The organism is Cupriavidus sp. D39 (assembly GCF_026627925.1).
Taxonomy (GTDB): Bacteria; Pseudomonadota; Gammaproteobacteria; order Burkholderiales; family Burkholderiaceae; genus Cupriavidus; species Cupriavidus ulmosensis.
In genome coordinates this window covers 224,466-246,706 of the sequence record NZ_JAPNLE010000006.1, presented here as the reverse complement: position 1 = coordinate 246,706, position 22,241 = coordinate 224,466, and the positions used below count along the sequence as shown (strand labels likewise).

Genomic DNA, 22,241 nt, shown 5'->3' with positions numbered 1-22,241 from the left:
GACCTTTACCCTTTGGGCGGTCTTCTTGCAGTGCCCGCTCACCGACGTCAGCCGGGATCGACAAGCGTTCCTATAAGCCGTAACAACTCGGCATGCTGTGGTCCGTGCGCGCCGCATACGAGGAAATCGCCGACGGCAGTTTCGGATGTCTGGCCCCCCGATGACAGGTTGGGCTCATGTCGGATGAACACGCGTCCTGAATCTAGGTCGCGAACTAGTGACCACCGGTCGCCATTGGAACTCCGATAAAGATCCCGTGCTCGCTGCGTCATAGACCTACCCCTCAATTTTGCCTGGCGACAGCGCCAAGGATGCATCTATTCGATGCCGTGCGCTAGAGGTAATGTGCAAACGCACGGCCAAACTGAACCCAGGCTCGTTGTGGTCTGGAGTCCCGTGATTGCCTGCCTGCCCCCTGGTAGGACTCGATGGCGCGCGGGCCCAGACAGGGAGCGTAGAAGTACGCGGCAAAGCGCTTTCGGGACCGCTCCGGAATGGTATGTCACAGTTGCGGGCAAGATCACTGCTCCGCGCTGGTAGGGCATGGAGCTGATCAGCTTTTGCTGGCGGCCGGCGAGTGGCCCGCGTGCCGCTGGCGATGCTGACCCTGCTATGCGGACTCAGCCACACGTATTCCGCGACGCGGCGGGTAGCCCCGCGCCGTAGGAACGGCCTGCGCGTAGACCGAGATCTTCGAGCGGCCAGGCCGGGCCAGTTGGCACGTCCTTTGCGGACGCGAACGGTCGCATACCGGCGGCCAGTGGGCCGTGTATCACGGTCCTTGCTGGTACTGCCGCTTGGCCGTGCCTGTACCGCGCTAGGGGCAGGTTCGGTACAAGAGGTCCAGCGGAGCCGTGTCATTGTTCGCGGTGTGCCGAACCTTCGGTTGATTCGATGAAGCGACCTGGAAGGACCTCGACTGTAGGCGGCGAAGCTGCTTCCCCTCGGAGCGAGCCGAAGCGGTGCGCATATAACCAGGTAAACTCTGCGCCCAGCAGGAAAATCTGGGCTGAATAATACACCCACAGAAGCAATACCACCAAAGAGCCTGCGGCCCCATAGGCGTTGGCCACGCCGCTCTTTCCGATATAGAGACCGATCAAGACCTTACCGATCGCAAAGAGCACGGAGGTGACGAAGGCACCCAGCCATACGTCTCGCCAGTGCACTCTGGCGCGCGGCATGACCTTGTAGATCATGGCGAACACCGTAGTCACCAGAGCGAGGCTGACGAGGAAGTCCACGGCATGCGCGATTGCCTCTACCTCGCCGAAAAGAGGCCACCAAACGCCGCCCAGCGCCGCCACGCCGGCACTGGCGAGCAACGAGACGATCAGGAGAAAGCCGATGCCTAGGATCATGCCGAATGACAGCACGCGGGCGCGCAGCAACTCCCAGAGACCGGCATACTTCTGGCGCTCCGGCACCCGCCAGATTCGGTCAAGGGCGCTCTGCAACTCGGCGAAGACGGTCGTGGCGCCCACCAGCAAAGCCACGAATCCCAGCAGCGCCGTCAAGGTGCTGGCGCGGGGTTCGCTGACCGCCAGCAACATGGCCTCCACGGCCTGCGCACCGTCGGTGCCCAGTAAGTCCTGCAACTGGGCAGCGACCGCGCCACGCGCCGCATCCGCTCCGTAGACAACACCTGCGACCGATATCACGATCAATAGCAGCGGGGCGATCGAGAACACAGTGTAGTACGCAATGGCGGCTCCCATGCTGGGCGCGTAATCCTCGCGCCACGCAGTGACCGTGTCCTTGAGCAGAACTAAGCACTGTCGGTATATCAGTCGGGGAATTGGCGTCATGATCGGCTCCTTCGGAACACGAAACAACAGGGCAGCGCCCAGAACAAGGACGTCCAACCGCCTTTCCCTCACCATCGACTACCCCACCATGCCTAAGTAGCGGCGTGCATCCTACGTGTATGCAAGCGGGCGAGCGCGTGGCGCCATATTTGTGGGGGAGACTGGGACGACGGTTCGAAAATTTGGTACGCCGGCTGAACCGGGAGCCCGGCTCCGATCCCACATCGGACGATGGCATCCCTCAATGCCCGTGAATGCGTTCCGCCTGTCGCCGCGAAGCCCCCGGCTTGGTGCGCTCTCCCGGTCGTAGGGTCGTAGCATACGAACCGGCGTCGTTCGCCGGAAACTGCTGTCATGAGAGTGGTTGGCTCGTTCGATTTTGAGGCTGCTCCCCGCAGGGATGGGACAAAGCGCTTGCTGACCGCCCGACAAAACTGGATGCAATTGGCTCTCCATCGCAATAATGGTCGCCGTAGTTCACGAGGAAGCGCTGGTTGGGCGATTGCGACCTTTGCAAGCCGGCCGCGCCCCCACACACAGGGCAGACGCTACATTGAGCGAGGCAGCCCGGATTGCGGAAGTACGTGCGCTTGCTGTGAGCGCCAAGCCATCTGTTGCCGCTTGGTCAAGCCACCGCAAATCACCAGGAGGATCGCACGGACCACCCATGCATCGCGTCGGACGGATCACGAACGAGTCCTACGGTACAACCCTTGCTGCCTTACACCGTTCTGACCAGGAGTCCACTGTCGACGGGGGTCGCGTAATTATTCGGGTTTTCTGCGGTGAATATCGCGATCGGGCGAAGTTCGTGGCGAAGAATGGGAAAGCAGCATCAGACAAGCCAACGCTATCACCACACGCCACATTCGTCCACTCGCAAGCGCTTCAGTCAAGCTCTGCATTACAGCCTGGACCAAAGCGATATTCGTGTTTCTGTCGGAGAGAGTATTCGCCTGCGGCGTGATATGGGTTCCGCCATTGGGCTGCCGTGTCTTGCGTTCCATAGAGAATCCCCTCAGAGATCCAGGGCCCCGTTTTGAGTGCCTGTTGATGCACTGAAAACGCTTGAAACTTTGAGAACCTATCCCTTCGAGGCTTCGAGGCTTCGCGGATGCCTTCGCGCGTGTTATTGAGGCTACTTCTATTTTGCTCTCATCTCCCCCAACGCGATCGGCCCCGGTCGTGCGGGAATAGCTCACCGGCCCTCGTCCCACTTCGGCGGGTGGTGAGGCTATGGCGCTTGCACGGATACAAGAAGTGCTTTTGATCAAGCGGCAACGCCGATGTTGGTCAAGAGCGATCCTGACCACACGGGCCTGGTGGTTTCCGCCCGCCGCGGGGAGACTCATTCAGTCCCGCCCGACACAAAATATCAAGATTTGACATGACTTTTTTAGTACCGCCTCCGCCGGATCAGCGTCCACCCCACCTGCGCCGCCATGGCCCCCTTACGTCTTGTGGCTACTGCACCGCGTGCTGGAACGCTAGGTGCATGTTTCGGTGATCGCCAGGCGCGACCACACCCCAAGCATGTTTGCCGCACCGCGGCAAGGGCGCTCGGCAGTTAGCTGGTGGCGGGAACGCGGCATATAGATTTGCAACACTTAAAATACAAACTCGGCTGGATTTGCCGAACATTTCTGCAAACGGAGGACCTCAAAGCTCCCTAGTGCGAGCGGGACTCCGGAGCAAGGTCTCCCCGGATGGGTGAGAATGACAGTCGCAGGAACGCTGGTGTATCGATACGGATAGTCGCATCTGCAGAGTCGCTGGCGCGTAAATTGCTGGCTCCCTTCGTACAAGGCCCGCCAATGGCACGAGGCGCGTCGTCGACGCCCTGACGCATCGGCTTGCTGTAGTGAAGGAGAAGAATATGCAACGTATGCTGCTATTTGCCAGCATCTCCGCTCTGCTAGGTGCGGCAGGCCTTGCCGTGGCCCAGCCATCAGAGGTACGTACCGACCAGGGCCCCAAGGGAAGCAACATCACTCCCGGTCCCGGCCGGCCGCCCGGTAACACGCCGGGCGGAGCCACGTCCACCAACCCCGGTGGGCTCGCCAAAAATCCCCACGATGTGCCGGCAGTACCCTACACGGCAAGCCAAAGCCGGCATCGGAGAGCGCCGGGAAGGCCGACAGAGATGGCCTCCACGGGTGGGAACGCAAAGGCACCGGTGGGGGCGCTATCGACCAGACCAGAGTTCCGGATGCCAAGGCCCGCTAAGGTCAACATCAACCCCTTGGCCTGCCCGCGGTCATTTCCGACCAAGCATTTTTCTACGCATACCGGCGCCACGGCCCATGCAGCCGGAATCAGCGACTTCTGGCCTACGGAGTTCGAGCATAGCGTGGCCACAGCGTCGCCGGGGAGCCTTGGATAGGTGTACTACACGTCCTCCCCGATCCAGCGGGCTCTGCCGCCTGCGGATTGACTGGGCGTGGGGGATCGCCGATAGCTCGTGCGGCAAGGACGCGGAGCATCGACATCGATGCGAGCGGGATATCGTCGAGGGCTTCAAATAAGCGGGGACCCGCCCAAAACAAGGGCAATTCCCGCCGCGTGGGGCCCTCAGCCACGGCCAGCAGGATTCCGCCAGCGCCGACCCCGGACTCTCACTCTGAACCCAAAGTGATTCCCGATCCCGGCGGCATCAGGCCAGCCAAATTCCCCAGGGGTGGCTTCGACGGCCGCTTTACGTCATGGTGCGGATTCCAGCGTGGCTTCCGTCATCAGTTTCACCCGGCTAACCTCCGCCAGGAGACCTGAATGGAACCGAATGACGATGCATTTCACCGTGAGCCGGCCGACCACGGGAACCGGAACGCCCTTCTCGAAACCGCATTGGACGACTTCCTACAGCGCGTCCACTCGCTATCTGGAGCGTCATTGCAACAAGCGAAGCAGGATCTTCTAAAAACGGTGGTAGGGGTGAATTCGGTGGGGTCTATCGCCGAACGATGGGGAATTGGGTGATCCCAATGCAATGAGCGCGTTACCGCGCTGATCACGGATCAGCCGGCGAGGGCAATTGGGCTTGCGCTTGGCCTTAGCATCATACTTGGAGCCCGCTGCTTCCTCGATCGTCATCCATCGACGATTAGGCAGCCTCAAAGTCGGTATCGAGAATGCCCCATAGCCACCGGGGCGCCGGGATCATCGCAGGAAGTGCTCCCCGGCGTGTAGCAGCACGAGGAACGAGATACAGCCAGACGGGCGGGGACCCGACCAGCATCACCTCATACCAGCCCTCTTCTGACTGGATCACAAAATCGATGTGGTGTGTGTGGAACGCAGCCACGGTCTGCTAGAAATCGGCGCTCTGCCAATTGAGGACCGCTGTGATAGTCTCGGATGCCATGCTCACGCTCTCCCTGATAGGAAGGAGATTGCCTTCGAAAGGTTTGCGCATGCAATTAGCCACTTGGACTAGGGATGAGGAGTGAGGCCGCTCGATAGACTTCGCATGGAGCCTAGAAGGCCGATGGCGTGCCTCTGGCGCCCGGCAAACTCTTGTTTTGAATGTGGAGGGCCGGCATCTCGTCGCCTGGTCGAGCAGAGCATTCTGGCGCTGCCCCACTGGTCAATGAGCTCAGCCGACACGGTTACGTTACTAATGCTGCGATGGCAAGGTGCGCAGCCGATCGAGTACTTCGAGGGCGGTATCGCATTCGTCGCCACCCTGTTGCCGTTGAGTGTCGATGTAATCGACGATCGATCTCGCAATGCGATTCTTTTCCGCGCAGAAAGAGACGGCCGTGGGTAGGCACACCGCCTCAAGGTCCGATAGCAGGCTGTCCCGGGCGATATCTACCAAGGCTTTGCAGCCTGAGGCCCGAGCCATGCCTTCGGAGGGAGTCGCTGCGATAGCGCCATCATTAACCGCTGGCCCTATCGTACAAAACAGGAGTGCCAAGGTGATCAAACGTGTTTCCAGGGGAAGCATAAACTGAGCGCCTCTAGCTGGATGCGGGGGCGTACGGAGTAGGTTAAACATAGGGTTAAACATCGCCCAGCGAGTTTGCAAAGGGCAACGCGCTCGCTAACTCGAAGCGCACCGCGCGCGGTCCGGTGCCGGTAGGCAGTTCCCGGAGACAAAAGGTCCATAGCTGCGCGAATTCTGGAACACTGAAAGAGATCCGGTCCGGTGTCCAGCTAAGCGCGCTCACGTGGCGCGCCGTAATACCTCGAACCGTTAGCCTTGGATTGACCAAGTTCAGATCCATCTCGATGACTTCACAGGGGAAACGGGCCTCTTCGCGATGCCCGTCGACGTGGCTCGCCTCGAGCAGCACGGATCCAGTGACGGTAGTGAGCATGACTGATAGGCCAAATATGCGGATGTGGGTGAGAAGGCGCTCGCCTTTGGCGAACCTCAGTTGACCAGCGAGTCCGAAGGTTTTGTTAGATTAGCGGTTCCAGGCCGTAAGCGAGCCGAACGCAAGCGACAGAACCGCCTTCCAGCTTTTACAATACGTGTAGAAAATCCGTCACCCGAAAAATCTGGCCTGCTTCGGCTGTCGGCGATGCCAACATTGCGCGCAGCCTCATCGCGCCGCAGCATGATGGAAGCGCGAGGCGGTTTGGTTGGCACCCTACCGCGCCGGTAGACGGCTTTGGCGCTGCCTCTAGGAACGGCCAGGGCGCCCGTCCCCGGCTTTCTTCGGAAAAAATCCTTCCACCAGTCGAACTGACCGTTGCCCTGATGCACATATAGCACCACTCCAGCAGCGATGGCGCGGTCGGTTGCCAAGCGGATGGCCATTTCGCGCGACGGGCACTCCATGATTCGGCCCAATCCCTCAACGGCAATGCTCCAGCTCCCATCATCGTTCCGCACGACATGGACATTGCAGTTCGACGCTCGCCGACTCACTTAGCGTCTCCAGGATAAAGAAAATCGATTCGCTCGACAAGGCCATGGAGAACCCAGTGGATTAGGCAACTCGCACGGACCGCATCCCCCAGCCATAAGACCTAACACGAATGACGACCCCATCCCAAGGAGACCCCCTGGGCCGCAGCGCAACGCAAGCGGCGTTATCCCGCCTGCTCTCAATGCCGAGGGGTTCCCTTGAGAACCGAAACTATGTTTCCGGCCGTGATTTCCACCTCGTCGTCCAGCCCCAAGCCGTCAGACGCATATCGAATTCGACCAAGGGATCCACGCGGCTGCGCACCGCGACCAAGTCACCCACTTCTGGATAAACTGGGCCCTCGGCGATCGCATCGCCCAAGACAGTTTGACCGGGAGGGAATGGAGCACAAGCAAATTCTTCTCGGGGCATGGCAGCGTCTGCAGATGTTTCCTCCATGGTAGAAAACCGCGCAGATTTTTCCAAACGTTTTGAAGGAACCCTAAAGACGCCTGTGCGTCCACCATCGTCACCCGTCCCGACCGTGCAAGTATCGGAGATTCCGGCTGAAACGACTTTGCTCGTAGTGGGCCACCTCTTGCTCCTACGCCGCTGGGAGTGAGCGGAGGCAGCGAGGTGAAAGAATGGTTCCGAGCAAACTTCCAATGGATCTCTAGGTTGCATTCCCGTTTTGCGGGCGTATGTCCGGGACCGCACAGAGAGGCGATGCCGAGCGAGCGTTTTGGGGCCCGGCCATCTCATCCGCGTCGCAGCCGCCGGTATTCATTAAAATGCCGGATCGCTCGCATTCCGCGACGCTCTCTTAGATACGGGCCACGTGGAAGTACGCGTCGGCGAATTCCGGCGCTTATGGGACGCAACGCTCATAGCTGGTGATTGCCTCCCCCTCATCCCTGGTCGCCACCTCGTTGCCCATCGCCCGAATCCTCACGCCGGTCAGCGGCTGGCGGGGCGCCGGCGGAAATGCTGAGTTACTTTCCGCGCTTGGATCCTGAGAAGGCCACCAGAATTCCATGCTACGGGCGAAGCAGCAAAGCCGCCCGCCTGCAAACGTTCTCGACGGTAAAGCCGTATTCGCGCATCACGATCTCGCCCGCGGCCGATGCGCCGAAGCGGTCGACCGCCAGCACATCGCCGCGGTCGCCGACATAGCGGTGCCAGCCTTGCGAGGCGCCTGCTTCGACCGCCAACCGGGCAGCGACCTCAGGGGAAATACCGCCTCACGGTACGCCTTCGGCTGGGCATCGAACAGTTCCCAACTTGGCATCGAGACAATACGTGCCTGGATGTTCTCCTGCGCCAGCTTGATCTGGGCAGCGACGATCAGCGAGACTTCCGAGCCGCTGGCTATCAGGATCAATTCCGGATTGCCGTTCGGGGCGTCGGCCAGAATGTAAGCGCCTCGCTGCAAGCCGTCGGCGGCGGCGAATCGCGTACGGTCCAAGGTGGGAACGTTCTGCCGCGTGAGCACCAGCGCCACCGGCCGGTCGCAAGTTGCCAGCGCGACGCGCCAGGCGATGGCGGTTTCGTTGGCATCCGCAGGACGAATCACGACCAGGCGCGGCAAAGCCCGCAGGCTGGCAAGCTGCTCCACTGGTTGATGCGTGGAGCCGTCCTCGCCCAGCGCGATGCTGTCGTGAGTGAAGACGTAGATAGTCTGCAGGCCCATCAGTGCGGCAAGGCGAATCGCCGGGCGCATGTAATCGGAAAAAATCAGGAATGTCGCGCCGAACGGCACCACTGCGCCGTGCGCCGCCATGCCGTTCATGATCGCGCCCATGGCATGCTCTCGCACGCCAAAATGCAGATTACGGCCGGCGCGGCTCCAGCCCCCACCGTTGGAACCCTGCCCGTCACCTGCGTGAATGTTGGCCGGCTCAAAGTCCCCCAACCCTTTCAGCGCGGTATAGGTCGACGGATCCAGATCCGCCGAGCCGCCGATCAGCGCGGGGAACTGCGGCGCGATGGCATTCATAATCTTTCCCGAGGCGGAGCGCGTGGCCATGCCTTTGTCGTCCGCGGGAAACTGGGGGATCGCCGCTTCCCAGCCATCAGAGCCCCCAGTGACTCCGCCAGGCATGCGTTGTCCGAGCTCCACCGCAAGTTCAGGGAATTGCTTTTCGTAGGCGGAGAATTTGCGGCGCCATTCCCCCTCGGCCCGCTCTCCCTCCTCGCTCGCCTCAAGAAAATGCAAGCGCGCCGGTTCGGGGATGTGGAATGGCGGATCCACCGGCCAGCGCAGGTTCCGCTTGGTCAGTCGGACCTCTTCCACGCCGAGCGGTGAGCCGTGTGCTTCGAACGTGTCTTGCTTGTTGGGCGACCCGTAACCGAGATGCGTGCGCACGAGGATCAGAGACGGTCGCCCGGTCTCGGCGCGAGCGGCATGCAGTGCCTGCTCGATGGACGGCAGGTCGTTGCCGTCCTCCACCAAATGGGTATGCCAGCCATAGGCCTCAAAGCGCTGCGCAGCATCCTCGGTAAACGTGATCGCCGTGCTTGCGGAGAGCGTGACGCCATTGTTGTCGTACAGGTAGATCAGCTTGCCCAAACGCAAATGGCCCGCCAGCGAAGCGGCTTCGGACGCGATGCCTTCCATCAGGTCGCCATCGCTCACGATGCCGTAGGTAAAGTGGTTGATGATATCGAAGCCATCGCGATTGTAGCGAGCGGCCAGATTCGCTTCCGCCATCGCCATGCCCACACCATTGCCAAAGCCTTGGCCGAGCGGTCCGGTTGTCACTTCGACGCCGGGCGTCAGGCCTCGCTCCGGGTGCCCCGGTGTGACGCTGCCCCACTGTCGAAATTGCCGAAGCTGTTCGAGCGGCAGATCATATCCAGTGAGGTGGAGAAGGCTGTATAGCAGCGCCGAGCCGTGGCCTGCGGATAGCACGAAACGGTCCCGGTCGAACCAAAGCGGATTGGCCGGATGATGCTTGAGAAAGCGGGTCCAAAGCACATAGGCCATCGGCGCCGCGCCCAGCGGCATGCCGGGGTGGCCACTGTTGGCGTTCTGCACGGCGTCGACGGACAGGAAGCGCAGCGTATTGACGCAAAGGTCATCCAGTGCGCCCGTCGAGAGGTCGGTAGAGAGCATGGAGTTCAATCTGGAGCCTCTGGATCCTGACGGAATGCAGCGCCCATCTCGCGCCGCGGCAGAAATCATTCGATTATTCAGCGCAGAGAGCATTCTCCTGCTTGCACAAGATTAGTGCGGCCGGTACGCCATTTCAAGGCTAGCACCGTTGCCACCATCGCTGGGATTGGGGTAGGCGGCGTCCCGCATCGGATCGATCGAGTTCGCGCCAATATCAGGCCGTCGACGATGCCACGAGCCAACCTGAGCGCCGCCGCCAGCGGTGTTCACGGGGGCTCCAATGACCGTTCTCCCAAGGCGCACAGCGAGAGCACTCTTCCTTGATGGCGGCCGCCGCGACGAGGGACGAGAAAAGCCCCGCCGGCACCAGGACGAGCGGCGAGGCGAATGAAAGGTTGAGAGGAACCTTCCAGTGGGGCTTCTAGGATGCACGTGGCTCGGCAGTGCGAATGTCTGCTAACGCACCTAGCGAAGACTGGTTTCGGCGAGTTCCTCTTCTGGCTATACCGAAAGCACGGTCTCCCCTCCAAGGAGGCCGTCCATGATTGGTTCTGCTGGACCCAGGCACCGCGCGTCGCCCCCGTCCACGGTGCTCTTTGTGGGACGGCTTCCCATCGAAGCCCTCGTGGCACCAGCCGCAATAACGGCAAAGGCCCATTATCGATACTGCCCGCCGGGCCGTCCCCTATCGCGATTTCATCCGCTCCCCATCGGCAGGACCTCATTCTCAGTGGGCTCGGGGGCAATGCATGTGGGCGCCTCGCTGATGGTCTCGATAGCTTCTCTGCCTTCGACCGTATCGTCGGGGGCAATCCGACTTCGCGCGCGAACGCCGCCGCGCGGCCTATACCGGAATCGCCGCCAGTGATGAGTGCCTTGCGTCCAGCGAGTCGGCCCGAACCCCGATAGCTAACTTCGCCATGGTCCGGCCGCGGCGTCATCTTTGCCCGCAAGAAACGTGTGGAGAGCCAGCCGACAGAGCCAGCCGACGGAGCGATGCCAAAGCGCCGGGGCCGTCAGATCACTAGGCGCCCAAATAGCCTGGGAGCTTGCGGGCTGCGCGGCTGCGCGCAAGCCGCGTGGCGTCAGCCAGCGCCTGAGCGAAGCCGTGACGGGTGCGCAAATCGCCCTTCACATGCTTGCGGAAGAATGCCGCCCACTGAAAATCAGCGTAGGCGCATTTCGGCTTTCTGTACCCGCCTGCGTTCCGCGCGAACGCCGCGAGGCTGCGATAGGGGTCATCGATCATTCCTTCCACCGTTGGCGGCAACGCGGAGATCGATCGGCGAACACCGTGCTCGTCGTAGGGATGGACATCGCCCAACTCTGACATTCGTTGCCAGAAGGCACTCGTTCCAAGCTTGTGCAGGTCTCGCACAACAACAATCGGTGTCTGTTCCTTACCGAGTTCCAGCCATGCGCGGGCCCAGTGGTGGTGGTCAATGATATAGAGTTGACCATTCGGACCCAAAACGGCCTTGACGGGATGTCGCTCCATGAACTCCTGGCGTGTCGCTTCATGAGCCTGGCTCGCGTCCATTTTTTGTCGAACATGATCCATACCTAAGGTGAGCTGGGTGGGATGAAGAGCCTTGATCAGCTCCATCTTTCTGTGAGATCCCATGACGTCTCCTTGTTCGCCACCACTTGCATCGTCCCATGCGACGCGAAGTGCAACGTTCGTGCCACAAGGCGACCTAGATCTCGCGCGGGATTGCGCCGCGCACGATCGGAGCCAGCTCGACATCCGGCTGCTTGGCATAGCGCCACAAGCAAGCGCATGCCATCTAACGATGAGTAGTGCATCGTCCAGCCACGTCGACAGCAGTTCCAGCCGCTTCAGCTTGCCTCCGAGTACTCCCATGCAAATGTCGGTGGTGGAGGCGGATTGTGCGGTGAGGCGGGCGAACCTGCGCGCCTCGTTCTCGAACCCCGGCGGGACGTTGCCCACGAGCCACGCGTGGACCAGACCGCCCCAGAAACTGTGCAACAGGTGGCGGCCAAGCCCAAGCACGGCGTCGCCGAGCGCAATGGCGTTGCGTTGTTCGACGGCCTGGATTTCCTTCAGCACAGGGGATGGCAGCGCACGGCGCCCTGCCTGCGTGCTCGTGCAGACACTACTTGGCGAGGACGAATTGGATCCTTTTCGCATGCGCCAAATGACCCAAATATCCTGGACGCACGGCAATCAGCAGCGCCTTGAGTTCCGCGTTCTGGGCACTGGGAATTAGAGTTTTTTCGAGTGCCTCGATCATTTGCTCGTGATATGCGACTTCCTGGTCGATATACGCCTTGTCGAAGTCCGCAGCCTTGAGTTCCTTCAGGGCCTTCAGGTTCTCCACGCCGCCAGACTGCAGGCTCTCGCTCATTGGATTCTCTTCCGGTGTGAGCTTCAGCTTTTTGACCAATGCCATCGCCTGCTTCTTCACACCTGTATGGTCTGTGACCATCTGGTTACCGAAGGCCTTTACCTCCCGAGCGTGGCCGCTCTTCTCAGCCGTCCTTCCTGCTTCAATGGCAACTTGGTTTGCTGTTACGATGATCGCTACAATCTGGGCGTCGGTGGGTGTTTGCGCCGCAGCGCCAATCCCGACGAGGGCCAAGAGCGCCCCAAGCACTACGGAGATGTTTTTCATTGTTCTGCTCCTCAGTGAATGGGATTTGTGGCCTATGCATAGCGCGCATGGCGGCGGGATTTTATTGCCGCTCGGAGCGGCTGTCCCTAAAAGGCGGCGATGGCAACACTTTGAATATAGGCTAGCCGAACGCAATTTACATTCCGGTGCTTCCGGTGCGCAGTCGCCCCAGTAGGCAAGCGTTCCGTATGTGAAGAAGGCCTGACAAATTTGCACTTCAGCGTTCGGCACCAGCTGAGCTGATTCTGGCAAGCGCCGGAATTCAACGCTGTGTGATGAGCCAAGCCAGGATCTGCAGGAGGTTGTCGTGACCTTGACCTATCCCATAAGAAGCACTGCTCGGCTTGCGAGCAGTGTCGCAGGCGTGCTGGCCATCTCGATCGCCTGCCTGCTTGGGCTGCCGGTGCCGTCGGCTGGGCAGCCGTTTGCAGTCGTCCCAAATTCCCCTGCGTCGCGGCCGCCTCCTGATTCGGCTCTATCTACCGACGACCTGCGCTTCATCGATGAGGTTGCCCTAACCGAGACCATGGAGATTCAAGCCGCGGAAATGGCCCTTGAGCTTTCCGGGGACCCGACCATCCTCGCCTACGCGCGCCTAATGCTAAAGGACCACCGTGCCCTGGCGGCGGATCTGGATCGCGTGGCCAGAGCGGAAGGCATCACCCCCGACACGCGACTACCAGAAGCCCCTGAAATCGCACGACTACGCCATCTCAAGGGTGCCGAATTCGACCGCGTGTATCTACAGGTGGTGGCCGTGGACGCACATCGACAGGCGGTAACGTTATTTCAGCGGCAGGCCAGCCAGGGAACGAGCCCTAAGCTACGGGCGTTCGCCATGCGCAATATGCCAATGTTGAAGCAACATTTAGAGCGAGCGACAAATTTGGCAGCCCGGATGACAGCGACAAGCTGACGAGCTGCCCGCCGGCGCGGTACGGTTCTTGCTCGCACAAGGATATGCGCCGGGGCGGCAGCCCTGGGACGCGGAATCCACAGGGAGCGAAACATGGCTAACCAGAGCAGCGATCGCTATCGCGGCGACCCGGGGCAATATCGCGGATCACACCAGGAAGATCCCGCGTGGCGGCGCGAACGCCGCGGTAGCAGCGAAGAGTCGGGCAACCGTCCCGACGAATGGGGCCGGGAATGGGGCGAGGACTGGCGCGGAGAGAGCAGTCAAGGACCGCGTGGCGGGCACTGGTTTGAGCATGAGCGGCCGCCCGATGTGCGCGACCCGCCGGGTGGCGCACATCGTTATGGCGCCTCCGACTATGCCCGCTCTGGCTATCCCTATAGCAGTGGCTATGGCGGCTACGACCCGTCCGGCGGCGAGGAACCCCAGGGCCTCCAGCAAGGCGGGCGGGCCCTCCGCTGGCGCGAGCAGGAGGCGCGCGACCGTTCGCGCCGCGGCGGCGAGCCCAGCTATGGCGGCGGCTACTTTGGCAGCAGCGAACGCGGCGGCCAGTCTTATAGCGGCGCCCAGCGCCTCTACCCGGGCGATCCGGGCTACCGCAGCCGTTTTAGCGAGGGCTACAACCAAGGCGAGCGGCAACCATCCCGCATGCGCGATCGCGGCTACGACCCCGGCGCGGGGACGAGCGGCGCGGCGCGTCCCGAGGCAGCACCTAGCCGGCGCAAGGGTCCCAAGGGCTATACCCGGTCTGACGAGCGCATCCGCGACGACGTGTGCGAGCGCCTCGCCAACACCGACGGAATCGATGTCAGCGAGGTCACGGTGGAGGTCAGCGGAGGAATTGTGACGCTCGTCGGCACCGTGCACGATCGCCGCGAGAAATACAATATCGAGGAGATCGCTGACAATGTGTTCGGTGTGAAGGAAGTGCACAACAGTATCCGGGTCCAACGCCGTGGAAACGCTGATGCGGCCGGGTCAGACGTGGGTGGCGAGGAGACAGAGTAACGCGGGTACTGCGGACAAATCGTCGGATAAGACACTTAACAAAAGTTAGGCTGCTGTTCCAGGGCTTCCCCGTGAGCGCCGGAGGCGCGTCCGACAGAACCTCGCGGGCATCTGCGATATTAGTCTGCCTTCAAAATTCCGCGTGGACTCGCACCCCATAGACTTTCACGGGGCCGCGGTCTCGGTTGTAACCCGGATGACGGATGTACTGGATATCCGGGCTGACAAAGAGGCGGGCGATGGGCTGGAAGCTATAGAAGGCTTCGAAGATTTGCTCCGGGCCGTAGTTGAGCGCGCCGTCGCCGAGAAACCCGCCCAGTCCGCCGGCCGCCAGGTAGGCGCGATGGCCTTGCCCCAGTCCGTTGAAGGCAACTCCGATGCCAAGTGCGTCCTCAGGACGATGCCAGGCCGCGCCGCGCAGAATCCCGCCGACGGAAGCACTGCGGCCGACTTCTGTGAAGGCGTAGCTCTCCGTCTTGTCGTCCGACCAGTCGACTCGCACAAACAGGCCCAAATACTTGCCCGCTTTCTGCTCAAGGCTTAGCCCAACCCCGACTTTTGCGTGCTCGCGCCTGACGTTTGCCACATCCGGCGCTGTGGCACTGGTGTTCCTCAGCGTGAGGGCATCATGAAAGGCGCCCATGTGCGCTTTGTTCCGCCATATCAACAGGCGCATCTTGCCGTCTTGGCCAGCGAAGCGGTAGCCTTTCTCCAGTTCCAGCATATCCCCATAGTGCTCAAACAGACGATAGTCCAGGGGCAGCCCGTTGGGCTCCTTCGGCTGCAGGAACCTGCCTGCCCGAATTGCCCAGTCATCATGGATGTACTCGACTGCGACGCCCCAGGTGTAGCCGCGCGCGTCGGCCGGATAATCGAAGGAGGCGTGCGAAGCAAAGGCCGTATTCAGGAACTCGGTGCGGGGATCATGGGCGTACTCGAGACTGTTGAAGACATCGAGCGTGGACAGGTTCCCGGCAGTCACCACCAGGCGGTGCTTGTCCACCGTCATGCCTAGTTTGTTGAAGGCGGGCTCAATTTTGTCTTCACCGCCGCCCAGGCCGATAGTTTGGCGAAGGAAGGCACGCGCCCGGTATAGCGTTGGATTGGGACCCGATAGCTTTGCTAGTTCCGCATTCGCCAGGCCTCCGAGCCCCTGCAGGCCGGAAAACGCGACGCCCTGTACGAGCTCGGGATTCAGGTGCAATTCCGCGCCAGGCCAAAGACGCCCGCCAAGGCCGAGCGTGGCGGTCCAGGAATAGCCCTTTTCGCGCTCGGGTCCCAGGCTCTTTGCTCCCGAGTATTCCGCGGGAAAGGCCGGCTTACGCTGCCAGCCGTAGGTAGTCTGCCCATGCAAGGAAAACGCCTCGTCCTTGCGGGCGTCTTTTTCTCGCCGGCGAGGGGTTCGCTGTCCGGCGCAATGGTCTCGAGCGTCGAGCCGGCAGCGGCCGTTTCCGCTCGGCACGGTGATGCCATCGCCCAGAGAGCGCATGGCCACAACGCTGCTGCGCAAATGCGCCTCCATGCCCATGGCAGCACGCCTTTGCTGCTCAGTGCACGCGTAGGAGAGCGAGGGCGTGTCCCATCCATGGTCAGGGGTCGCGAGGGAACGGAGGACGCGCCATGTTCGTCACAGGAACATGCTCGCCGCTAACCCGGCGATCGCCAAGCACATCGCAGCAGTCGCAATCCATGCGACGGCCTGCAAGCCCCTGGGAGAATCGAACTGGCCCATGACGGCGCGGCTGCGCGACAGAGGCTGCAGCATCACCATGACCGGCGCTGCAGCCACCCCGTTCAGCACGGCGCTCCAGTAGAGCATCTTGAACGGGTCAAGGGGCAACAGACACAGCATCGTGCCAATTACCATGACCGCCGCCAGGACAAGATAAAATGCCTTCGCTTTCGATGGTGTTGCTTCAAGACTGCGATGCCAACGGAACGCCTCCGCGACCGCGTACGGATTGTGTTGGCCACGGTTACCAAGAGAACAAAGGGATAGGCCAACCGCGCCGAGTAGTGGTGCTGATGTTTGACACGATACCTCTTCCGGACACCCTGCCCAGGCGGGCACTAACCAGCTGAATCGCAATCATGAGCGGAAGGGTCATGAAGCACGCTCCACAGCATCGCAGTGCCGAATTGCGCGCCTGCTTGCGAATATGTTGCAATACCGCTCGGGTCGTCATCGGATGCGCCCGTGACCACGCCCGGACCGAGGCGATTGAGCCATCGCGATCTTGCTTGTACTGGCAGACGACCTGACTCCATAGCATCGCTCCCAAGGCGAACCGTGGAAATCAGATTGGTCCGTTGGAGCAAGTGTAAGGAACCGAGGCGGCCACGCAGTCAGACGGCTGCAGGCGTCGGCTTACCGTCCAAGGCGGGTTGCAACTTGGTCAAGCAAAGATTGAGAGTCTACTCTCGCCCGCCATTCTGCCTTCGTGCGGGGCCTGCGCCGCCGAAGATCATCGACAACATTCACGTTCAGAGCACTGTCAGGGTTGGGATCAGCTGGCAGGCGTCGCGGCCAATAACTCAATAAGCAGGGCCGGGTCCACCGGTTTGACGAGATGAGCGTCGAACCCAGCTTGGCGAGCTTTTTCCCGATCGGCGTCGTTGCCCCACCCGGTCACGGCCACCAACAACATACCCTTGCCCCACGGCTGCGCGCGTATCCGCCGAGCCGTCTCATAGCCACTAACAACCGGTAGGCCGATATCTAGCAGGACCACTTCCGGCCGGAGCGTCGCCGCACGTTCGACCGCTTCATCACCATCAAACACGGTGGATACCTGATGACCGGCCAGCTTGAGCAATGTGCTGAGAGATTCTGCCGAGTCCCGATCATCATCGACAACAAGGATGCGGCGCGGCGTGATCTCCCTTCTGTCGCCAACGGCTGGCATCGCCGACTTTGTGGGTGGGGCACCCGCAACCGGCAGGCGCACAGTAAATTCGCTTCCCTGGCCGATGCCAGCACTGTGGGCTTCGACCGTCCCGCCGTGTTGTTCGACCAGGCCTTTCACCAGTGTCAGGCCGAGACCGAGTCCGCCCTGCGGCCGTTCCGGAAACGAATCGACCTGGGTGAACCTGTCAAAGATAGGGAGCAGCATGCCGCTGGCGATGCCAATGCCGGTGTCGCGCACGCGGAGAACAGCCTGTCCACCTTCTTGCTTCACGGTGAGCCAAATCCGGCCACCCTGGCCCGTGAACTTGCAGGCGTTGCTCAATAGGTTGCTTATGACCTCCACCAGCCGTACGGAGTCCGCGTCAAGGTACAGAGGCTTGGCCGGCAACCTGACCACAAGTTTCTGATTCGCTTCCTCGATAGAGGGGCGGCAGGCCTCCACCGCATGATGTACCACCGATGTCAGTTCGACCCGCTCTTTGCAAAGCTCTAACTTGCCGCGGCTGATACGGTGAACGTCTAGCAGGTCGTCCACGAGGCGTACGATCTGCCCGATTTGACGCTGCATCATCTCGATGACCGGTTTCACTTTTTGCGCATCGCCGCCTACCTCTCGCAGGATGTCTACGCCATTTCGGATCGGCGCGAGAGGGTGACGTAGCTCATGGCCCAGTAGCACCAGGAACTCGCTCCTGCGGCGGTCGGCCTCCAAGAGTGCCTGGACAGCACGCTGACGCTCAGCGATTTCCGCCTGCAAGTGCTCGTTGGCCATCCAGACCTGGTATGCGGCTGCGGCAAAGCTCGCGAGGCTCTCGAGCAGTCGCCTGTCTTCACGATCGAATTTGCGGCTTTCATCATGCGCGACAACCCAGACAGTACCGACGGCTTGCCCATCGATGTGGAAGGGCGCCAGCAACCCTTCCACCAGTATCGGATGAACACCCGCGAACTGGGTGTAATAGCGATGCGGATAGGAGAATAGCAATACGCTGTTGCGATCGACGACCGTGCCGCAGGGACCATCGCCGCGTGGCGTGGTTGTGTGCCAAACCAGCGGTGCCCATTGCCCGGCAACGGCGTACCAGCGGAAATGGTCCCCCGGGCACTCAATCGCCCAGGGAGGCCGGCTTCCTCTAACAGGCTGATTCCCGCAGAATGTCCCTTGCACAAGCTCAATGCGAAGTCTACGAGCCTTTGCAGAACATCACGTGGGGAGTTGGCCAGATCCTGAACCATTATCCGGAGCGCCGCGTTTTCGGCTTCGAAATCGGGCGACCGAGACGGTCGCCGCGCTAATTCCTCGGTACACAACACCGATTCAAGTGATCCCGTTGCCCCGCCAGCATTGAATATGTCCACAAGACCTTTCCCGAAGCGTTTGAGATGCTGCGCGCATTTCTCAATGCTGCAAGCGCGCCGCGCACCGCATAACTAGTCTAGGTTACCCAGAGCGGAGCCACGCAGCGGAAGGCTGGTCGCCGGCCCGGTCTGACCATGCAATGGAGACAACGCCCTTCCCGAGGCACCTCTGGACCGGCGGTTTTGCCTGCGTCCAATCCGCAAGCCAAAACCGACTTGGCGTGCAATTTGCGTCAGACGGATCCTTAGGGGCGCCCACATGAAAGTACTGATTGCGGACGACGATCCACCGTCGCGTGAAGCATTAGGCACACTAGCGGCCTGCTATGGCCATGAGGTGTTCGTGTGTGCGGACGGAATCGAGGCTGTTGCCGCAGTTTCCTGGTTCTCGCCGGACTTAATAATTCTTGACGTGGAGATGCCCAGGATGGACGGCATCTCCGCGGCTCGGAGCCTCATTGAGCTGTTTCCCCTTGCTCAATGGCGGCTGGTTGCGTACACCGGTCAAACCTCTCCGGAACAGCGCGAAGCTACAATCGCAGCCGGATTTACCGAGCATTTCTGCAAGCCATACGACTTAGCAAAGCTCGAGCACATCCTGGGTACCGGCGCATAACCTGCAGTGCATATAGCGCTTCAATCGGCGTGTCCAGCCTGGACGCTTGGGCGCAATTCCCGCTGTTGAGCGATGCAGAGCCTGGTTTGTCGGCGCGCAGGGTCCAGATACGAGCGCCGACGAATTTCGCAGGGAGGCATAAAAAGTGCATCAGGAGACATTTGCAGCGTTTGAGTGCGCCGCATTTTCCAATTTGCGGGCGCCATGGCTTTATCGCGGCCGACTTCAGCTTATGCGAAGGTGCGGGGCCCATCTGGGGTTCGGCTGGTCAGTGTGCTTCGCCCTGAAACTGGCGTATCCATGTATAAGCCGCCGGACGCGGCAACTTCTGGCCAACAGAGTTCGAGCACGACTTGATGACGCACGCTTTTCGGTCTCCACCAGATTGAAGGCCGTCACTCCGGACGCGACCAGGGCGTCGCAGGGAGCCGGCTCTCCTCGGAGTCAGCGTATCGGGGGCGTGCGGCGAGTGCCCAAAGCCGGCTTCCTTCTCGAAACAAGGGGGCGGTTCGAGTTGGTATAGAAGCTGCCTCGGTGTGTAGCCCGGCGACTGGCGTCATCGCTTCGACCCCGGGGCTAACCTGAGTGAGGAGACGACAATGGAACAGAATAACGATGCACCTCACGGCGAGTCGGCCGACAACAAGCGCCGGATTGCCACTCTCGAAACCGCTTTGGACGATCTCATCCGGCGCCTCCCTCGCTGTCTGGGGAGTCACTGCAACAAGCGAAGCAGGATTTTCTACAGACGGCTGCAGGGGCGAATGCGGATCGCTCTATCGCCGAACGATGGCAAGACTGTTGGACTCGCTGCAATGAACGGGTTACAACGCTGATCACCGATCAGCCGGCGAGGGCGATTGGCATCGCACTAGGCCTTGGCATAATACTGGGAGCCCGCTGCTTCCTCGGCCGTCACTCAACTGACGACTAAGGGACTGCTCGTGAGCGGGGGTCGCTCGCGAAGGTCGCACAACCAGTTGGGCGCTGCAATCATCGCAGGAAGCGCTCTTCCGGGTGTTGCTGCGCGAGGAACGAGGTGCAGCCAGACGACGACGGACCGGACCAGCGTCGCTTCGTACCAGGCATCTTCTGACTGGACAACAAAATCGATGTTGTATGTGTCAAACTTGGCCACGGCTTCCCAGAAATCTGCGCTCTGCCAGTTGAGGACCGCTTTGATCGTGTCGGATGCCATGGCCAATCCCTCCCTGATAGGAGAAGATTGCTTCGGAAGGATTGCTCCTGCAATTAGCCAATCGGACTAGGGAGTAGGCACTAGGCCGCCGATGGACCTCGCTCGGGTCCTATCCGAACGCCTCTCTCCCCGCCTGCGGAATCTTGTTCTTAGACGTGAGGCAGCCCTGCGCGTCACCCTGGGCGAGCAACTGCATTTTGGATTTGCCCACGTCTGAAAAAACGAGTCTGACTGGTCAATTCCCCTGGTTTGAGCTGGCGAGTTGGCCAGGGCCGCGCCCACTGTCGGCGGCGGGTGGCGGGGTGGAACCAAGTCGGCCGGGCTCATGCTTTCGCCGCGCGCCTAGCCGCCGCGGCGTTCACGGTGTACGGCTTGGGCCCCGCCGCCGCGAGCCCTGCGCGCAACATCTCATCGAACTGGGTGCGCTGGCTGGCGTTCACCGCCTTCAAAGCACTGGCCTCGCCGGGGCGCTCTGCCGCGCGGCCCGTTCGCTCGGCAGGCCCGCCTCAGGGCGATGCGCTCCTGTTCCAGCGCCGCGACGCGGCGTTCGGCGAGCTTGAGCTGGGCGGCCAGCTGGCCGCGCTCGGCGTGCACCGCGTCGCGCTGGTGCGCGGTCTCCTGCAGCAGTTGCTGCGACAACCCTCGTGGCGCGCCTGTATCGAGGCGATCGCCTCGGCGTGGGCACGTTCTTCGGCCGCCTGGCGCTCGTGGGCAGCGGTCAGCGCCGCTTCAAGCCGGCCCAGCCGCCGACCCTAGCGTGCGGACCCCTCCAGATCTGTGGCTCGACACGCTGGCTACTCCCATGCCCCGCCTGAGCGCCACCCTCGAACAGATCCGCGCGGCCCACCGGCGAGCGCTTCCGCCACGTGGTGTCGGTGCGCAAGCTACCCCGCGCGCTGGCGCCGGCGGTGGTGGCGAGCCTCTAACGCTACTGCTACTACGGGTACGACACCGGCTGTCTGCACGCCTACCCGGCGTCTGGCCTGTCCGGCGGCAGCCGGGCTCGGACCGGGTTCGTGCCGACGCGGTTGGTCAGACCGATGCGGCGCAGGAGCTGTGCAGCAAGCTACGGTCCAATCTGAAATCCCACGGCGCCGGACACTACGGCGTGTTCGCCGGACGGCGCTGGGCGACGCAGATCTATCCGCTCCTGCGCAAGCATATCCACGAAACGGAACAGCGCTGCGTGGCCGCCGGTGCCCGGCTGATGCCAACGCGCGCACAGACGCACCCTCCCCGCCCCACATAAGGAAAGCGGCCAGCCCGTGCCTGCCACGTGCCCGCATTTCCCCGTCGGGCCGATAGCCGCGGCGCTAGTCCGCTAGGCGTGTTGCGGCCTATAGGGATAGACCTCACTGGTGGCACCGGGCGCAAAACGTTCCTTACTCAATGACAAGCGCCAGCGCGTTGAGCAATGTCTACCACTTGGTGTCACGCTCCCAAGCTTTCATTTCTTCCTCAGCCTGTTCCTTCGTGTAGCCATAGCGTTCCTGGATTCTTCCAGCGAGTTGATCGCGCTTACCTTCTATCCAGGTCAGGTCATCGTCAGTCAGCTTTCCCCACTTTTCCTTGACCTTGCCTTTTGCTTGCTCCCACTTGCCTTCGATCTGATCCCAGTTCATGGTCAACTCCTATTCGGGTTCCTGATGGTGAGTCCGCTGCCGGACCTGCCCACCTCCTCAACAAGCGGCGACGGCATGCCCCGCCCACCGAGCCAATGACTACGTGCCGTATCTGGCCTTTGCGTCCGAAATGCATTTGTCCTTGGCGCTGCCGAACATCGCGTCGCACTTGTCCTTATCAGCCAGATAGTTAGCGTCC

General features: G+C 61.4%; 17 protein-coding genes and 3 pseudogenes. 7 read left to right on the top strand and 13 right to left on the bottom strand.

Going from position 1 to position 22,241, the window contains the following annotated elements; genetic code table 11:
- Positions 1 to 857: 857 nt before the first annotated feature.
- Entirely contained in the window at positions 858 to 1,808 is a 951-nt protein-coding gene (locus OMK73_RS05285) for a YihY/virulence factor BrkB family protein (RefSeq protein ID WP_267601352.1), read from the bottom strand.
- A gap of 2,769 nt (positions 1,809 to 4,577) precedes the next feature.
- Here OMK73_RS05285 and OMK73_RS05280 point away from each other — a divergent pair.
- Positions 4,578 to 4,784, top strand: coding sequence for a hypothetical protein (locus OMK73_RS05280; protein ID WP_267601075.1), 207 nt, complete (start codon positions 4,578 to 4,580; stop codon positions 4,782 to 4,784).
- A gap of 637 nt (positions 4,785 to 5,421) precedes the next feature.
- Here OMK73_RS05280 and OMK73_RS05275 read toward each other — a convergent pair.
- The 7 genes and pseudogenes from OMK73_RS05275 to OMK73_RS05250 all read right to left on the bottom strand — a co-directional run bounded on the left by OMK73_RS05275 (position 5,422) and on the right by OMK73_RS05250 (position 12,415).
- A complete protein-coding gene (locus tag OMK73_RS05275) occupies positions 5,422 to 5,754 on the bottom strand; it encodes a hypothetical protein (RefSeq protein WP_267601074.1) in 333 nt (110 codons plus the stop codon).
- Between the two features lie 55 nt (positions 5,755 to 5,809).
- Positions 5,810 to 6,127, bottom strand: a complete 318-nt coding sequence (locus OMK73_RS05270) for a hypothetical protein (protein WP_267601073.1) — start codon at positions 6,125 to 6,127, stop codon at positions 5,810 to 5,812.
- 56 nt (positions 6,128 to 6,183) lie between these two features.
- On the bottom strand, positions 6,184 to 6,648 hold the full coding sequence (locus OMK73_RS38835; RefSeq protein WP_420715477.1) for a hypothetical protein: 465 nt from the start codon (positions 6,646 to 6,648) through the stop codon (positions 6,184 to 6,186).
- A gap of 1,053 nt (positions 6,649 to 7,701) precedes the next feature.
- Positions 7,702 to 9,779 (bottom strand): annotated as a pseudogene (tkt, locus tag OMK73_RS05265) (transketolase).
- 818 nt (positions 9,780 to 10,597) lie between these two features.
- Positions 10,598 to 10,732, bottom strand: a pseudogene (locus OMK73_RS05260) (NAD(P)-dependent oxidoreductase); the annotation flags it as partial.
- A 71-nt stretch (positions 10,733 to 10,803) separates the two neighbouring features.
- A complete protein-coding gene (locus tag OMK73_RS05255; protein ID WP_267601072.1) occupies positions 10,804 to 11,850 on the bottom strand; it encodes a ParB-like protein in 1,047 nt (348 codons plus the stop codon).
- Between the two features lie 46 nt (positions 11,851 to 11,896).
- Positions 11,897 to 12,415 (bottom strand): DUF4142 domain-containing protein, encoded by a 519-nt coding sequence (locus OMK73_RS05250; protein WP_267601071.1) that lies wholly within the window; start codon positions 12,413 to 12,415, stop codon positions 11,897 to 11,899.
- Positions 12,416 to 12,722: 307 nt separating this feature from the next.
- On the opposite strand from OMK73_RS05250, the gene OMK73_RS05245 reads away from it, so the two are divergent.
- Together OMK73_RS05245 and OMK73_RS05240 are read left to right on the top strand one after the other, a co-directional pair.
- Entirely contained in the window at positions 12,723 to 13,331 is a 609-nt protein-coding gene (locus OMK73_RS05245) for a DUF4142 domain-containing protein (RefSeq protein ID WP_267601070.1), read from the top strand.
- 93 nt (positions 13,332 to 13,424) lie between these two features.
- A complete protein-coding gene (locus OMK73_RS05240) occupies positions 13,425 to 14,339 on the top strand; it encodes a BON domain-containing protein (protein ID WP_267601069.1) in 915 nt (304 codons plus the stop codon).
- A gap of 130 nt (positions 14,340 to 14,469) precedes the next feature.
- On the opposite strand, the gene OMK73_RS05235 is transcribed toward OMK73_RS05240, so the two are convergent.
- The 3 genes from OMK73_RS05235 to OMK73_RS05225 all read right to left on the bottom strand — a co-directional run bounded on the left by OMK73_RS05235 (position 14,470) and on the right by OMK73_RS05225 (position 18,415).
- A complete protein-coding gene (locus OMK73_RS05235) occupies positions 14,470 to 15,867 on the bottom strand; it encodes a carbohydrate porin (RefSeq protein ID WP_267601068.1) in 1,398 nt (465 codons plus the stop codon).
- 99 nt (positions 15,868 to 15,966) lie between these two features.
- The gene (locus OMK73_RS05230) at positions 15,967 to 16,410 is read right to left on the bottom strand and encodes a divalent metal cation transporter (protein ID WP_324291662.1); all 444 of its coding nucleotides are present in this window, start codon (positions 16,408 to 16,410) and stop codon (positions 15,967 to 15,969) included.
- Positions 16,411 to 16,846: 436 nt separating this feature from the next.
- Positions 16,847 to 18,415: an ATP-binding protein gene (locus tag OMK73_RS05225; RefSeq protein WP_267601067.1), complete on the bottom strand. Its 1,569-nt coding sequence runs from the start codon at positions 18,413 to 18,415 to the stop codon at positions 16,847 to 16,849.
- Between the two features lie 450 nt (positions 18,416 to 18,865).
- On the opposite strand from OMK73_RS05225, the gene OMK73_RS05220 reads away from it, so the two are divergent.
- Positions 18,866 to 19,222 carry a response regulator gene (locus tag OMK73_RS05220; protein ID WP_267601066.1) on the top strand — a complete coding sequence of 119 codons (357 nt, stop codon included), beginning with the start codon at positions 18,866 to 18,868 and terminating at the stop codon, positions 19,220 to 19,222.
- A 599-nt stretch (positions 19,223 to 19,821) separates the two neighbouring features.
- Positions 19,822 to 20,058: a hypothetical protein gene (locus OMK73_RS05215; protein WP_267601065.1), complete on the top strand. Its 237-nt coding sequence runs from the start codon at positions 19,822 to 19,824 to the stop codon at positions 20,056 to 20,058.
- An 83-nt stretch (positions 20,059 to 20,141) separates the two neighbouring features.
- On the opposite strand, the gene OMK73_RS05210 is transcribed toward OMK73_RS05215, so the two are convergent.
- Complete coding sequence (locus OMK73_RS05210; protein ID WP_267601064.1) at positions 20,142 to 20,420, bottom strand: hypothetical protein; 279 nt, start codon at positions 20,418 to 20,420, stop codon at positions 20,142 to 20,144.
- Positions 20,421 to 20,783: 363 nt separating this feature from the next.
- Between OMK73_RS05210 and OMK73_RS05205 the strand changes: the two genes are divergently transcribed.
- Together OMK73_RS05205 and OMK73_RS05200 are read left to right on the top strand one after the other, a co-directional pair.
- Entirely contained in the window at positions 20,784 to 21,176 is a 393-nt protein-coding gene (locus OMK73_RS05205; protein ID WP_267601063.1) for a hypothetical protein, read from the top strand.
- Between the two features lie 268 nt (positions 21,177 to 21,444).
- Positions 21,445 to 21,615, top strand: a pseudogene (locus OMK73_RS05200) (polyhydroxyalkanoate depolymerase); the annotation flags it as partial.
- A gap of 223 nt (positions 21,616 to 21,838) precedes the next feature.
- Here the strand turns inward: OMK73_RS05200 and OMK73_RS05195 are convergent.
- Entirely contained in the window at positions 21,839 to 22,042 is a 204-nt protein-coding gene (locus OMK73_RS05195) for a CsbD family protein (RefSeq protein ID WP_267601062.1), read from the bottom strand.
- Positions 22,043 to 22,241 lie beyond the last annotated feature (199 nt).

Coding starts and splice junctions, on each gene's coding strand:
- OMK73_RS05285 (WP_267601352.1), bottom strand. CDS start 1,808: ATGACGCCAATTCCCCGACTGATATACCGACAGTGCTTAGTTCTGCTC.
- OMK73_RS05280 (WP_267601075.1), top strand. CDS start 4,578: ATGGAACCGAATGACGATGCATTTCACCGTGAGCCGGCCGACCACGGG.
- OMK73_RS05275 (WP_267601074.1), bottom strand. CDS start 5,754: ATGCTTCCCCTGGAAACACGTTTGATCACCTTGGCACTCCTGTTTTGT.
- OMK73_RS05270 (WP_267601073.1), bottom strand. CDS start 6,127: ATGCTCACTACCGTCACTGGATCCGTGCTGCTCGAGGCGAGCCACGTC.
- OMK73_RS05250 (WP_267601071.1), bottom strand. CDS start 12,415: ATGAAAAACATCTCCGTAGTGCTTGGGGCGCTCTTGGCCCTCGTCGGG.
- OMK73_RS05240 (WP_267601069.1), top strand. CDS start 13,425: ATGGCTAACCAGAGCAGCGATCGCTATCGCGGCGACCCGGGGCAATAT.
- OMK73_RS05235 (WP_267601068.1), bottom strand. CDS start 15,867: ATGGGCATGGAGGCGCATTTGCGCAGCAGCGTTGTGGCCATGCGCTCT.
- OMK73_RS05220 (WP_267601066.1), top strand. CDS start 18,866: ATGAAAGTACTGATTGCGGACGACGATCCACCGTCGCGTGAAGCATTA.
- OMK73_RS05215 (WP_267601065.1), top strand. CDS start 19,822: ATGGAACAGAATAACGATGCACCTCACGGCGAGTCGGCCGACAACAAG.
- OMK73_RS05210 (WP_267601064.1), bottom strand. CDS start 20,420: ATGGCATCCGACACGATCAAAGCGGTCCTCAACTGGCAGAGCGCAGAT.
- OMK73_RS05195 (WP_267601062.1), bottom strand. CDS start 22,042: ATGAACTGGGATCAGATCGAAGGCAAGTGGGAGCAAGCAAAAGGCAAG.